Below are 14,769 nucleotides of genomic sequence, written 5' to 3'. Positions count from 1 at the left end.
CATCATGAGTTTCAAAATCGCCCAGCGCCCTGTGGTGGGTTACCCCGTGTCCATCACTGTCTATGACGAGAAAGGTAAAACGCAAAAACTGGAATTTATCGCCCAGTACAAGCGCTCGAAACGGCCTGAGCTGCAAGGCCTTATTGCGGCTGCTCGTAACTTGGCACGAAAAAATGCCGGTCTGGAGCCAATCGCTGAAGAAGGTGGTAAGCCGAAAGAATGGCCCTATGTCGCCGACGAGGACTTTTTCAAGGCCCATGTGTGTGGCTGGGTTGGCGTTAAAGGCGAGGACGGCAAAGACCTGGCGTTCTCGCATGAAGAACTGGATGGTCTGATCGCCGAGTATCCCGAGTTCCATCAGCCCTTGTTTGACGGTTTCTTTAGCGCTCACATTGGGGCCCGCGCAAAAAACTAATTGAGGCCGCTCGTCACTGGGCAAAAGGTTGGCGCTCGAAGTCAGAGGATTTTGAGCCTGATGCCCTGGTGCTTGAGGCGCTCAAAGCAGCCGGTGCGCCTGATGCAGTGATTCAACGCGTTCAGCAAGAAGAGTGCACCGACTATGAAGTGTGGCCTGAAAACGAAGCGATTGTTGAGGCTTTCCTTCACTTGTCTAGCTGTTGGACTGTAGTCGCTCCTCCGATGGGGGAGCTTCTCTACTTCGGTCTGCCTTCCACAGAAATTGAATCGACTTTACGTCTTTTGGGGTTTCCCAGGCGCAATCGTGCCCGAGTGTTTCGGTATCTCAAAGATATGGAACGAGCGGCCCTAACTGTTTTTTATGAGTAGCGGGTATGACAGATCGAGTTATTGGCGTAACGCTCAAAGGTAACGCCTCCCAGCTCCAGCAGACCTTTGCCACCGGCTCCATGGCGGCCAGCAATTTCGGTGCGGCGGTCGAGAAGAGTATGGAGCGGGCCAAGGCGGCCAATCAGGGGTATGCCTCTTCAGCCAAAGGGGCGGTTAGCGCACTGGAAGAGGTGCGGGGTCTGATTAAGGGCGTAGCGGCTGGCTTCTCGGTCATGAAGCTGATTGATACAGCGGACGAATGGGGACAGTATGCGAGCCGAGTGGAGATGGCCACGCGCAGTGCGGACGAGTTTGGTCACGCTCAGGAGCGGTTGGCAAAGTCTGCTGCTGTCACGTACCGATCGCTTGCTGAGACCCGCGAAGGCTTTATCAATATGTCTCCTCCCTTGCGGGAGTTGGGGCTTTCGCTTGACCAGTCCATTGATGCAATCGATACCTTTTCTGGCCTGTTGGTGACGAACGCAGCCAGCGCTGAAAAAGGCAAGTCCGCCATTGGTGCGCTTTCCACTGCGATGCAGAAGGGCAAGCTGGATGCCAACGGCTGGGGAACGATTCTGAGCACAATGCCTTCGATTGTGGATTTGCTGGCGCAGTCCATGGGGCGCAGCGTAGCTGAGATTCGTCGCCTTGGGGCAGAGGGGAAGCTGACCGCTAAGAACTTGGCAAAGGCGCTGGTCGAAGGGAATGCCGAGGTCATCAAGCAAGTTGAGTTGATGCCTACGACGGTGCGTGACGCCTTTGGCCGTCTGACCGCCGTTGCAACGGAGTTTCTTGGCAAAAATAACGAGGCAATCGGTGCCACGGCGACACTCGCCGCTGGTATTGATTTCCTGGCACAGAACTTTGATTTGTTGGCCACGGCTGTTGGTCTGGTGGCCGCGGTTCACGCAGCACGGTTTGTCGGGGCTCAGTACGAGGCGGCTAAGGCATTGTGGGTGACCACAACGGCATCGATTGCGCAGCAGCGTTCATTAATCGCGCTTTCGGCAGGGATTGCTGGCACGAGTCAGACAGCGGTGATTGCCTACGGTGCAATGGCGATGGCAGCGCGAACAGCGAGCGCTGCGATGTCGTTAGTAGGTGGTCCTGCAGGCTTGGTGACTCTGGCCCTGAGCGCTGGTGCGATTGCATGGATGAATTGGGGCAATGCAACCGAGAGTTCGATTAGGTCAATCAATGCTGCGAAGCGCCCTCTGAAAGAGCTAGAAGAAGACTTTTCTAAGCTCAATAAGACCCAGCAGCGAGGGATGGAGCTCTCCATTGCTACGGAGCTGCGGGAGCAGGAGGCAATCGTTAAAGATGCAATGGCCTCTATTCGGTCCGAGCTTACCGGTTTGGTTTATCAGGGTGGGATGGTGGGCGCCAGTGAGCCCATCGAACGGTTTGCCGCTGCTTTCAATGAGATTGTGAGCTCCGCCGATGGAGCAACCGAGAAGTCAGAGCGATTAGCAAAGGAGTTGGAGAAACTCCGTGGCGTAGTGCCTGCTGCAGTGGTCCTTAAGCTGAGGGAGATGACCCAGGGGCTTTCTGAAGGGGCAGAGTCTGTCGAGGATCTTAATCGGAAGCTGGAACGTATCCGGGGAATTCTAGCTGACTCAGGCTTGGATGGACTGGGGGACTCGCTCAAGGGCCTTACGGAGGCGGATTTCAGCAAACTTATTTCCGGTCTAACAGAGTCGCTTGATGTCATTGGGATGAGTGCCCAGCAAGCGGAGGAATATAGGGCGAGGCTTCGTGGGGCGACAGACGAGCAAGCTGCTTTGGCTGGCGTATTGGCAGGAATGGCCGAGACAGCGAATAAGCTTCAGAAAGCCACCGCAGATAAAGACTCTAAGGCGCAAGAGGGAGCAAAGGCCCTGCTTTCGTCGTTAGTGGCTCAGGAGGTCCAGTTAGTTGCCAACATTGAGAGGGCTGCTGAATATGCTCGCTTGATAGCTCTTGGAGTTGATCCAATTTGGGCAGCCATGTCTGCTGACGAGCACGGGGAGAAAAAAAGAGCGGAGGCTCAAGAAAAAGCCTTGGCCAGAGTGAAGGCCATACAGGACAACATTGCAGCCAATACCAAACTGACCAGAAAGGGCGCAGGCTCTAAGAAGCAGGACGAGGGCGAGCGCCTGCTGAAGCAGATGAAGGAACGCCTGGCGCTGTTAGGGAAAGAGACTGAGTACGAAAAACTGCTGGCAAACATTTCTTCGGGGGCGGTGAAGTTTCGCAAGGGCCCTTTGGAGGAAGAGGCTAAGAGGCTTGCCAAGCAACTGGACGATAAGCAACGTCAAATTGATCTGGAGAAAACCCTTAATACACTAAGGGAGGAGCAAAGCGTCACGCAGCGTGAGTTCATGCGTGAGCTGGATGCTTTCGGGAAAGGGGACTGGGCAAACGGTGTTCTTTCGGCGCTGTCGTCGGTGGAGGAGCGTTACCGACAGATCATCCGAGACCGGCAGAACTCCCCTCATGGCTTAAGTCCGGATGAGTTGAAGGCGATTCAAGAATCGCTACACGAAGAACTGATCATGGTGCGGGATCACTATGCTCAGTTGAAAAAGCTGCAGGGTGATTGGAGCCTAGGCGCAAGTAGCGCACTTCAAAACTATGCGGATCAGGCTGCGAATCTCTTTGACTCTGTTGGAAACATGGTTTCCAACGTGTTCCAGGGCATGGAGAGCTCATTGGTGCAGTTTGTACGCACCGGGAAATTGGACTTCGCTAGCTTAGCGGACAGCATTATTGCGGACATGGTCCGAATCGTAATTCAACAGTCAATTACGGGGCCGTTGGCCGGTGCTATTGGAGGTTTTTTCAGCCCCTTGAGTGGGGTCAGCGCGGCACCGAATTTCGCGATGGGCAGTCTGGGTGGTGGGGCAGGTGCGACATTTGGCCCAATGATGGCATTGTCTTCGGGGGGCTACACCGGAGACGGTGGCCGTTATGAGCCAGCCGGCATTGTTCATAAAGGTGAGGGGGTTCTCAATCAGGATGAGATTCGCGCCCTTGGCGGTGAATCTGGGTTCAATGAGCTGCGCCGTGCATTGCGTGGGCCAGGGCATTCGCTTGGCGGAATGGCAGGAAACCCAATGCTGATGAGTCCCTCCTCTGGAGGCCGCGAGACGCTAGCGCCAAACATCACGATTTATGCATCAGGTGATGCTGGAGGGGGGCGTACCAGTGCGCCCGATGGTTGGCAGCAATTTGCCAAAGAGATTGGTGAGTTTGTAGATGCGAAGATACGTGAGCGTGAGGTGCGGACTCAGCGGCAAGGCGGGCTGGCATGGCAGGCTAAACAAGGGGTATTCAACTGATGGCATACGAACAGTTCACATGGTGCCCGATGAAAGGGCCGGACGGCTCTAGTGCGTTTCGCACCTTTTCCGTCCAGCTTGGGGATGGGTATGTCCAAGAGGTGGGTGATGGTATCAATAATGAGATGCGGACATGGCCTTTGCAGTTTTCGGGCCTTGAGGGGGAAATAAAACCAATCCGCGAATTCTTGCGACGGCACGCTGGGTTTCGACCTTTCCGTTGGACGCCGCCGATGGAGTTGGAGCCAGGGCTATTCATTGTGCGGGAAGTGAAGCTGCAGCCAATGGGTGGGAATGTATACACGCTGTCAGCTACGTTTGAAGAAAGGTTTGCACCCTAACCGCTTTTGAGCGGTTTTTTATTGGAGGCTACATGTTTGGTGGAAACGAGAAAGGTAGCTGGGATGATATTTTTTATCCACATCGATCACGGCGCGCTGTATAGGGGCGTAGTGATACCGGCTCAGGCCGGTTTTTTTTGTGAGTGAGCAATGATTCTTGAAGACGTGCAGAAACTGGTTCCTGGCAATCTGGTCACATTGTACGAACTCGATTGTCGAGCCATTGGCGGTGATGTAGAGCGTTACCACAACCACAACGATGGTGTGATTACTTGGCAAGGCAAACACTATCAGCCATGGGCTATTGAGGCGCGGGATTTTGAGCGGACAGGCGATAGCCAGCAGCCGCTGCCCACACTTATGGTGGGCAACATTGGAGACGATTCGAGCGGGGAGCCTATTACAGGTGTTGTGTCTGCATTGTGTTTGGCGCTGGGGGATCTGAAGGGGGCTACATTGATTCGTCGGCGTACGTTCGCCCGGTATCTTGACGCAGTGAATTTTCCGCAAGGTAATCCCACAGCGAACCCTGGCGAGCATCTGCCAGATGAGCGCTGGATAATTTCCCAAAGAAGTGGTGAGTCACCCGAGTTTGTGGAATTTGTGCTCAGCTCGCCTTTGACACTTGATGGCGCACAGTTGCCCAGTCGTCAGGTGATTGCCAATGTCTGCGGCTGGTTGACCAAGGCGGCACCAGAGGGCGGCTATCGTGGGGCCTGGTGTGGATACACTGGAGCAGCGATGTTCGATAAGGATGGCAACCCAGTTACAGATCCGGCGCAAGACCGGTGCGGTGGGTTGTTGAGTGACTGCAAGAGGCGTTTTGGTGAGTGGGCGCCACTGCCGTTTGGCGGGTCTCCGTCAGCAGATCGGGTGCGATGATGCGTGCCGCTATAAAACGCGCTATCGAGCGTCACGCGCTGGCTGATTATCCGCGTGAGGCGTGTGGTCTTATTGTCGCTGTGGGCAATCGGCAGCAGTATGTGCCGTGCCGCAACATTGCAGAGGATGGGCGTGATTTTCATTTGCCAATTGATGACTACGACCGAGTCGAAGCTGTTGGCCAGATCCTTGCGGTGGCGCATTCGCATATCGACCGTGATGCACAGCCCACCGAGGCAGACTTGGTCTCTTGTGAGGAGACTGGTTTGCCGTGGCATATCGTAGCGGTTGGTCAGAATGCAGGTGAGCTAACGCCCGCTGTGCGTGATTGGCATTCATTTGAGCCATCTGGTTATCAAGCACCATTGGTCGGACGCTCGTTTCATCACGGCAGCCTGGATTGCTATGGCCTCATCCGCGACTTTTACGATTATGAGCTAGGGATTGAGCTGCTGGACTTTGAACGTCCTGACGATTGGTGGAGTAAGCCCGAGTTTGGCGAGCTGTATTTGGATAATTTTGAAAGGGCAGGCTTTCAGCTGGTCAGCGGTGAGCCCGTGTACGGGGATGTGATTTTGATGCAGTACCGCAGTGACCGCACAAATCACGGAGGCGTTTATTTAGGCAATGAGTCTTTGAAGACGCAGCCAGATCTGCACCCTATTCCAGGGGCATTGTTGCATCACGCGATGCCACGCTTATCAGAGCGTGTGCTGTATGCGGGCCATTGGCGTGACATAACGCGAATGATTGTGAGGTATCGGAAATGACAACAGCAGCACTACCGGCCAATGCCGGTTTTTTTTCGCCTGAAGGGTCGGACCGGCTGCGCACAATCCGTCTGTCTGGGGCTCTTGGCAAGCAATTTGGGCGTCTTCACCACTTTGTTTGCAATGACATCGCGGGCGCGGTGCGCGCGTTGTGCCTGATGGTCCCTGGCTTTGAGCAGGCATTGCATGCCAGCACAGATAGGGGCGTGGCTTATACATGCTGGATCGGCAAGGAAAATGTGGGCGAGGACATGCTGAATGCACCAGTCGGTACCGATGCGATTCGCATTGCACCGGTCGTGATTGGTTCTGGGCGAGGAGGTTTGTTTCAGGTGGTGCTGGGCGCAGCGTTGATCGGTGCAGCATTCTTAACTGGCGGTGTGACAATTGCAGCAGGCACCCTCAAGGCTGGCAGCCTGCTCGGGGGGATGGCGTTTGGGATGGGGGTCTCAATGGTGTTGGGCGGGGTATCTCAACTATTAACAAAGCAGCCGCAAGGGCTGACCAGCGTTGACTCGCCAGACAACGGCGCTAGCTACAACTTTAATGGCCCGGTTAATACTACCGCTCAAGGTAATCCTTTCGGTGTGCTTTACGGTGAAATGATTGTTGGCGCGGCCACGATCTCTGGTGATATGTACTCTGAGGATCAGCAGTAATGACAGTCGTGCTTGAGCCTAAACGTGGGGGCCAACGGATTATAGGGTCTGGTGGCGGAGGGAAGGGGGGTGGTAGCGCTCGCACGCCTGTTGAGCAACCCGATAGCCTGCACAACATTTCTTTTGCCGCTGTTCTTGACGCGGTAGGGAATGGGGAAATGGCGGGGCCGGTGCATGCCGACCAGCCTTTGCGCGATATCTATCTTGATGGGACGCCCATCCAGAATGCGGATGGAAGCTTGAATTTTCGAAATGTTCAGGTTGACTATCGAGTCGGCACGCAGGACCAGGAGCATATTGCAGGTTTCCCCGCAGCAGCTAATGTTGTGTCCGTTGGTGCTGAGGTGAGCATTAAAACGCCTTGGTCGCAGTTGATTACGAACCCAGACCTGTCGGCGGTGAGAGTAAGCCTGCATTGGCCACAGCTACTGACGATGGTCGAGTCAGGTAAGAACGCAGGGGATCGCGTAGGTGCACGGGTTGAGTACGCGATTGATTTAGCGATTGGCAGTGGCTCCTTTGTGAATATCCTCACCTCGGCGGTCGATGGGAAGACGGTGAACGGCTACACGCGTACCCATCGGATTGATTTGCCGGTTGGTGCACAAGGCTGGACAGTGCGGGTGCGACGTATAACGCCGGACTCCAACAATAGCGCTGTGCAAGATCGGATGCTGATTCAATCCTACGCTGAAGTGGTTGATGGCAAATTCCGCTACCCAATGACAGCATTGGTTGGCATCCGCGTGGACGCAGAGCAGTTTCAGGCCATTCCAACCCGCGCCTATCATTGGCGTGGCCAGGTTATTCGGGTGCCATCGAACTATGACCCCTTGTCGCGCACCTATAGTGGCGTGTGGGATGGAACTTTCAAGCGTGCCTGGTCGAACAATCCGGCTTGGGTGTTCTATGACATGCTGACAAATCGCCTGTATGGTCTGGGTGATCGAATTGATGCCTCAATGATTGATCGCTATGCCCTGTACCAGATCGGGGCATATTGTGACCAGTCTGTGCCGGACGGACAGGGTGGCACAGAGCCGCGATTTGTTTGTAATGCCTACTTCCAATCGAGTGCCGATGCGCTGCGGGTGATTAATGATCTGACCAGTGTCTTTCGAGGGATGACGTATTGGGCCAACGGTCAGGCTGTAGCTGTTGCGGATATGCCCAGCGATCCGGTGTATACGTACTCGAATGCGCGTGTGGTGGATGGGCGGTTTAACTACATCGGTGCGGATCTGACCACACTTAAAACCGTGGCCCTGGTGTCTTGGAATGACCCCACGGATTTTTATCGTGCAAAGGTCGAGGTGGTGACTGATTATGATGGCGTGCGCAAGCATGGCATTCGTAAGACTGAGGTGGTCGCGTTCGGGTGTACATCTCGTGGTCAGGCGCAACGAGTTGGTCTGTATCAGCTGTATACATCTCGCATGGAGCAGGGCGGTGTGTCGTTTTCGGTCGGGCTTGATGGGGTGATCCCTCAGCCAGGCAGTCTGATTAAGATTGCTGACCGAAATCGGGCAGGACGCCGTTTGGGTGGTCTGGTTCAGTCTGCGACGAGCATCAAGATCACACTGGATGCCGAGCACCCAGTAAAAATTGGTGATCGGTTAACGGTTAACTTGCCTTCAGGGCTTTCGCAAACGCGCCCAGTGTCCGCAGTGAATGGCCGGGTCGTTACAGTGAGCCCAGGCTTTAGCCAGGCCCCCGTTGCGCAGGCCGGTTGGGCTGTGGAAGCGGATGATTTGGCGCTGCAAACTGCACGCGTTATCTCCATCAAAGAGCGTGACGGTATTACGTTTGATGTGTCTGCGGTTGAGCACCATCCTGGAAAGTTTGATGCGATCGATTATGGGGTCCGCCTGGAGCCCTTGCCTATCAGCGTGGTGCCGCCTCGAACTCAAATGGCACCGAGTAACGTCCAGATCCGGGAGCATTATGTGCTCAGGCAGGGCCAGAGCCGCCACATTGCCGAAATCACATGGGATGCGGTTGAGAATGCCCTGCTGTATGACGTGCAGTGGCGGCGTGACAACAGTGGCTGGGTGCAGGTTCCACGCACCGGCGAGCGCCTTGTGGAAATCCCAGATTTCTATACGGGCGAATACAGCGTGCGCGTTCGTGCAATCAACGGGCTGGATGTGCCTTCTTTGTGGGCATACTCGGATGTAACCGCGCTGACAGGGCAAGTATCGGCTCCGCTGCCGGTCACGCACTTGGTCACGGCTTCCATTCCTTGGGGGATTCGACTGAGTTGGGGCTTCCCTACTGGGCCCAACATCATCGAGCGTACAGAAATCCGCTACAGCTCCACGCAGGACTTCGCTGATTCGCTGCCTGCAGGCAGTTTCGCATACCCCTCAGACTCATTCGAGCAGACGGGGCTGGCGATCACCACTGAGCACTTCTTCTGGGCGCGGCTGATCGACAAGAACGGTACGCTTGGCCCTTGGTATCCAGCCGAGTCTGCGGCAGGGGTGCGTGGCGTTCCCAGTCAGGTGGCCAGCGAATACAACGACCTCATTACCTCTGAGATCGTAGAGGGTGGCCTGGGCGAACTGCTCATGGGCGATATCCGCGACATTCCGAGCATTCGGGACTCGGTGGCGGATATCAACGTTGATTTGACCGCGCTCAATAAACAGGTGGGCCAGATCAACGGTCAGGTGCAGGATCTGCTGAAGGCTGATGAATGGGATGTTGGCGCCACCTATGCAGTAGGCACGGTGGTATTTGCCGATGGCAAAATGTACCGGGCAAAGAAAGCAGTCCCAGCCGGCAAGCCTGTATCGGACAAGGCGCATTGGGAGCTGATTGGCGATTACGCCTCAATCACGGCTGGTCTGGCGGCCTTGGCGGCTCAGTCGCAAGAAACGATCAGCCGCGTCGAACAGGCAGAGGGCCAGATTCAGGCAAACGCCGAGCAGATCAGCACAGTGGCGGGTAGGGTTGATGATCCAGAGTCTGGACTGGGTGCGCTGGGGTCTGCCGTTCAGTTAATGCGCACTCAGGTTGGCCAACTGCAGGATGGGCTGCAGTCGCTGTCTGAGGCGACAACCGCACTGTCCAGTAAGGTCGAAGGACTGGAAGAGGCTCAGAGTGGTTTGGCGACGGTAGTAAGCCAGCTCAGTACTCGGGTGAGGACCGCTGAGGACAAGCTGGAAGCCCAGGCATCCAGCCTCACCCAGTTAAAAACTGATCTGGGCGCTTTGGTCTCGCCATCCGGCAATCTGCTTCTGGATTCAAACGTGGAGTTGGTGCGATCTACCTCTACCTATCTTTGGGGCAGGTACAACGTGGTAGAGGACCTGGAGCCAGGGCAGGAGTATACCCTTGTGGTCTGTTACACCCACAAACCAGAAAGTGGTGATACCACGTCCGCAATTGGTATTTGGGCAGGGGGCAGCTCACAGAAGGTTGGGGAGCTGGACAAGGGCCTCATTCGCAGCGTGCAAGTGATCAAGTTCAAAAAGAGCACGGCCAACACCTTGCCTAAAGAACTGCGCTTTTACTATGTCCCTTCGCCCGGTACCCAGGCCGGTGACGCTTCCATTCATTGGGCCACGCTTTATAAAGGCTCGGTCATTCCGGCCATGGAGTGGCAGCCGAGCCTGGCGAGTTTGCAGGTACAAACGCAAGCGAATGCCAGCGCGGTTGATGGACTGTCAACGAAGGTGACTCAGCATGGCAATACGATCACCTCTCAGGGTGAGAGCCTGACTGCGTTGCAAAATGAGGTTCGGGATCCAAGCACGGGCTTAGCAGCAACCGCCGGTGCCCTGAACGACACTAAGACACGCGTGTCAGACGTGGAGGGCAAGCAGGAGGCAATGTCCAGTCATCAACTGGTGCTCAATGCTGAAATCAAGCGCCAACAAGCGGGTGAAGATGCCTATCTTGAAAGCGTGTTGAATCAGTACCAGACAAACGTGGGGCTGACACAGGCGCGTGCCGCATTGTCCGAGTTTAGAAACGTGCAGGCCGAGGAGAACCGGGCATTGGCCGAATCCATCCGCATCGTCCAGGCAGAACTGGGTGGGGTGGCTGGGCAGGCAAGCGCGGCATCAGCCGCTGTTCAAGAAACGCTGCAGGCGCTTGTAGAGCTGGAGGGCGAGTTCACGAAAGTATCGGCAGCGTGGGGGATCAAACTACAAGCTAACGCCAACGGCGTGCGGTATGTCGCAGGTGTCGGCCTGGACCTGACCAACGAGTCTGGCGTGATGCAGTCTACGTTCGCTGTGCTGGCTGACCGCTTTGCTGTCATGCATGCGACCAACGGTGATCCGGTCACGGTGTTTTCGGTACAGGGTGGGGCCAGCATTCTGAATACGGCGCTAATTGGCTTTGCGTCGATTACGGAAGCCAAAATTGCTGACGGTGCTATTTCGCGGGCGAAGATCCAGGACGCTGCCATTGGGCACGCTCAGATCGAAAATGCCGCAATTACCAGCGGCAAAATCCGCGATGCGGCGATTACACGCGCCAAGATTGGGCTTGCTGAGGTCGATACGCTGAGGATTGCCGGTAACTCAGTCACCATGCACGCAGCACGATCCGGTTCCGGGAGTTTAGTCATTAACACAGCCCATGGCGGTATAGCCAATATCATGGTGTTCTATAACGGTACCGCTTCGTCGTCAACTGTTCGACACAACAAGATCGTTATTCGTGTGAACGGATGGATACTGGCCCAGTTTCCCGCTTTGCATATCTACTCGGGCAACTCTTATCTGCCCAACATTGAGAACCCTATCTCAAAGGTAGTGAGCACGGAGCTGAATGCTGGGAATAACACCATAGACGTGTGGGCTGCAGACGTTAGCTGGAGACCAGGTATCGACCCAACCCCACCGCCGCTGCTTTCCGCCGTGGATACGGTCGTACTGTTTCATATGAGGTGAATATATGCGACCAAAACATGAATCCGTGACACTGTTTATGCCGGGCACAGGCCGCTTTAACGGGGTAGTCAAGGGGCACCCAGATTATGTTCTGGCCCCTACTATTGTTGCCTGGACGGGGGGAGTCGCTCCGGGCGCGCTTGATGATTCGTGGTGGTTCTACGGTGGGCAGGCGCGTCGGCGTCCGGCTTGCCCGGTCGTGGCAGAGGGCCTGGTGCTGCGCGGGGTTCGCCCAGGCAGCACAATTACTATAGAGGGCCAGCAGTACGAGTGCGCTGACGGCGGGGACGTGGAGCTGTCGTTTCAGTTCTCCGGAATGTACGAAATCACGGTCACGCGCTGGCCGTATTTGGATGGGAGTTACACCATTGAAAATCCACCACCAGCCGAATAACCACGCAGAACGCCGGCAACGGGAGTATCCGGATATTGGGGATCAGCTCGATGCAGTCTACAAGCTGGCCCGGCATTTGCAGGAGCAAGGCCAGCAACTACCGCCAGATGTTGATAAATGGGTGGCTCAGTGTCGAGCCGTTAAAGAGAAATATCCAGCCGCTTAAGAAGCGGCTTTTTTTATGGGTGTTCAATGAGTATTCACAAATCCATCGCGCAGGTTTTTGAGAACAACACGGGTAATCGAATCACGCCCGAGCTAGCTGGCGGCATGATTCGTAGCTTGATCGACATTCTCGCCACGGGCGTACAGCAGTCCGGCGATTCGCAGCAGCAGACCGAGCCGGCATCTGAGGCCCAGCTTCAGGAGGAGGGAAGTAATGGCATGGTATGACGCAGGGACAGTCAAGGTCACTGTAAACAGCGCAACAGTGACAGGCACCGGTACAAAGTGGCTGGCCGGTGCCCGGCAGGGTGAGGCCTTTGTGGCGCCAGACGGGCGTCTGTACGAAGTGTTGAACATTGCCTCTGATACCTCCCTGACGCTGACGAAACCCTATCGTGGTGCGACGGCTACAGGTCAGCCTTATGCTTTGGCCCCCATGCAAGGGTATGTCAAAGAGTTGGCAGATCGTGCAGCAGAATTGCTGCCTGCACTGTCGGATATGGGGAGCGCCGCCAAGGGTACTCTGGCCACATCAACGATCGATCCTGTCCCAGGGCGCGTGATGCGCAATGCAGACTGGGGTTTTGGAGGTAATTCGGGAGCGGTTGCAGACCAAGACATTCTGAAAAACCCCATTAATGGGATTTACCGATCGGGCTCAAGCGATGTGGGTAAACCTGATGGCACTAGCTCCGGATCAAGCTATTTCAAGTTTGGGTGGGGCGGTACGTACTACGGTCTATTGTATGCGTCGCCGGTTCAAGACAAGTTCTACATACGCACAGTCAATAATGCTAAGCCCAATGCCTGGAAAGAGCTTATGACAGTGGGGCAGTATGGCGTGGGCCGCTCGGGCGCAGACGCCAATTTAGACATGTTTCCAGCAGCAAAGCTTGATGATTTGAACGTGGGGTCTGGGGCTTACTACTACAACGAGGCAATTGGCTCTGTATCAGGGCTACCATTTGACAACGTAGCTGGGTATAACGCCGGGGTCGTTTTCCACAGGCAAGCCGGCACAGCCGGGGGGCAAGTGGTAGTCAGTTCCAGCAATAGGTTGGGCTGGCGTGGTCGGCGTGCTGGTTCTTACCACGTTTGGCGCGAGGCTATGTATGTTGGGGAGTATGGTTTCGGTGGTGCTCAGGCATCTCCGACCTCGTGGGATGCGCAAAAGACTGGCTGGTACTATAAGTCAGGAGCAAAGCCAGCCTGGGGCGGCGGTGGGTTTTTCTTGGATTTGGCTTACAACACAACCCACTTTAACTCTGGCCTGCGTATTTCGACGGACCCCTATACCGATAACTTCTATATGAATGGGGCGGTGTCCGGACAAAAGACATTCCGGGATGCCTGCAAACTTGTTCATGACAAAAACATTGTTGGTGATGTGGCTGCTGGCTCCGTTATTGCCACGGGATCAAACGCTAACGGAACGTGGGTGCGATTCGCAGACGGTACCCAGCTTTGCTACGGGACCTTTGGCTTTTCTGGTAATGGTTGGAAGCCTACCTCACCCGCTATTTATTACCCGCTTGGCTTTATCTCCCAACCTTCAGTATCCATACAGACCACGAATGACGGCTCCGCATACTACACCGCCGCCCAAGTGGCCATGGGTCCTGGGTTATCTGCCTTTCACATCCGAACCTCCGTTACGATTCCTGATAGCGGGACCAGTCTAGGCGGTAGCTATATTGCAATTGGACGATATAAGTGATGAATATTACCTTGGTGTTAACTCCACAAGTTCCTATCGGTGACGTAGCCCCCCTGACCGTAGTCCGTCAGGGTGAAAAAATCACGATTAATGGGGAAGTCCTTGATTTGTCCTTTATGGAGCAGGGCGATTCTTTGCCAGCTGGGTCGATTGAGCACCCGTTACTTGGTGGCGCGTCGGTCATTCGCGATGAAACAGGAATTCTGATTGATGGCCTGCTTTTTCATATCGCAGCGAGTCAAACAGACCCAGCAGCGTGTTTCCCCGAGCCTGTGATTATCAGCCATGACGGTGTTGTTGCTTTGCCTGCACAGGCCCCAGCACCCCCGTCGCCTGTTCCAGAGCCGGAGCCTGAACAGATTGAAATACCCACTATGGAGCCAGAAGATGAACATCAGGATTGATACCAGCAAGCTGCGCACTGCTGCGACACAGCTACAAGAATATAAGGAGGCCAAGATTGCTTCGTTGTCTGCAGCATGTCGGCAGGCAATTACGGCAGGGTTTGAATCTAGTGCTCTGGGTCAGCCTCATCTGTATCCCAGTAAAGAAACTGATCAGTTGAATCTTGCGGGCAGTGTCGCGGATTCGTTGATGCAAGGCGACGACGAGAGCTGGTCCACCCCGTTCTGGTGCGCTGATCTCCATGAGGTCTGGGCCATGCGCGACCATACGGCCGCACAGATTCAGCAAGTGGGACGGGAGGCCAAGACGCGCATCCTGGCGCTGATGCAACACAACGCGGCGCTGGCTGAGCAGGTCCAGTTAGCGCCTGACAAGCCGAGCATTGATCAGATTATCTGGGAATACCCAGCCGCCTAAGCGGCT

13 protein-coding genes are annotated in these 14,769 nt (G+C 55.3%); all 13 read left to right on the top strand.

Features of this window, described 5'->3' with window-relative positions; genetic code table 11:
* Window positions 1-4: 4 nt before the first annotated feature.
* The gene (locus N879_RS04120; RefSeq protein ID WP_009459048.1) at window positions 5-415 is read left to right on the top strand and encodes a phage tail assembly chaperone; all 411 of its coding nucleotides are present in this window, start codon (window positions 5-7) and stop codon (window positions 413-415) included.
* A 68-nt stretch (window positions 416-483) separates the two neighbouring features.
* The gene (locus tag N879_RS20950; RefSeq protein ID WP_009459049.1) at window positions 484-786 is read left to right on the top strand and encodes a DUF1799 domain-containing protein; all 303 of its coding nucleotides are present in this window, start codon (window positions 484-486) and stop codon (window positions 784-786) included.
* A gap of 5 nt (window positions 787-791) precedes the next feature.
* Window positions 792-4,106, top strand: a complete 3,315-nt coding sequence (locus tag N879_RS04115; protein ID WP_009459054.1) for a phage tail tape measure protein — start codon at window positions 792-794, stop codon at window positions 4,104-4,106.
* Window positions 4,106-4,447: a phage tail protein gene (locus tag N879_RS04110; protein ID WP_009459055.1), complete on the top strand. Its 342-nt coding sequence runs from the start codon at window positions 4,106-4,108 to the stop codon at window positions 4,445-4,447. The genes N879_RS04115 and N879_RS04110 overlap by 1 nt, the downstream gene beginning before the upstream one ends.
* Before the next feature lie 150 nt (window positions 4,448-4,597).
* A complete protein-coding gene (locus tag N879_RS04105; protein WP_009459056.1) occupies window positions 4,598-5,329 on the top strand; it encodes a phage minor tail protein L in 732 nt (243 codons plus the stop codon).
* Entirely contained in the window at window positions 5,326-6,099 is a 774-nt protein-coding gene (locus tag N879_RS04100; protein WP_009459057.1) for a C40 family peptidase, read from the top strand. The genes N879_RS04105 and N879_RS04100 overlap by 4 nt, the downstream gene beginning before the upstream one ends.
* Window positions 6,096-6,758 carry a tail assembly protein gene (locus tag N879_RS04095; protein ID WP_021446717.1) on the top strand — a complete coding sequence of 221 codons (663 nt, stop codon included), beginning with the start codon at window positions 6,096-6,098 and terminating at the stop codon, window positions 6,756-6,758. Before N879_RS04100 ends, N879_RS04095 begins: the two co-directional genes overlap by 4 nt.
* The gene (gpJ, locus tag N879_RS04090; protein WP_021446716.1) at window positions 6,758-11,665 is read left to right on the top strand and encodes a TipJ family phage tail tip protein; all 4,908 of its coding nucleotides are present in this window, start codon (window positions 6,758-6,760) and stop codon (window positions 11,663-11,665) included. The genes N879_RS04095 and gpJ overlap by 1 nt, the downstream gene beginning before the upstream one ends.
* A gap of 4 nt (window positions 11,666-11,669) precedes the next feature.
* Entirely contained in the window at window positions 11,670-12,059 is a 390-nt protein-coding gene (locus N879_RS04085; RefSeq protein ID WP_009459060.1) for a hypothetical protein, read from the top strand.
* A gap of 192 nt (window positions 12,060-12,251) precedes the next feature.
* On the top strand, window positions 12,252-12,452 hold the full coding sequence (locus N879_RS04080) for a hypothetical protein (RefSeq protein ID WP_009459062.1): 201 nt from the start codon (window positions 12,252-12,254) through the stop codon (window positions 12,450-12,452).
* Entirely contained in the window at window positions 12,439-13,941 is a 1,503-nt protein-coding gene (locus N879_RS04075) for a hypothetical protein (RefSeq protein ID WP_009459064.1), read from the top strand. Before N879_RS04080 ends, N879_RS04075 begins: the two co-directional genes overlap by 14 nt.
* Window positions 13,941-14,345, top strand: coding sequence for a hypothetical protein (locus tag N879_RS04070; protein ID WP_009459066.1), 405 nt, complete (start codon window positions 13,941-13,943; stop codon window positions 14,343-14,345). Before N879_RS04075 ends, N879_RS04070 begins: the two co-directional genes overlap by 1 nt.
* Window positions 14,329-14,763: a DUF4376 domain-containing protein gene (locus N879_RS04065; protein WP_009459068.1), complete on the top strand. Its 435-nt coding sequence runs from the start codon at window positions 14,329-14,331 to the stop codon at window positions 14,761-14,763. Before N879_RS04070 ends, N879_RS04065 begins: the two co-directional genes overlap by 17 nt.
* Window positions 14,764-14,769: the final 6 nt, after the last annotated feature.

Source organism: Alcaligenes sp. EGD-AK7, assembly GCF_000465875.3.
GTDB classification, from domain to species: domain Bacteria; phylum Pseudomonadota; class Gammaproteobacteria; order Burkholderiales; family Burkholderiaceae_B; genus Alcaligenes; species Alcaligenes phenolicus.
This window is presented reverse-complemented; position numbering and strand designations above follow the sequence as displayed.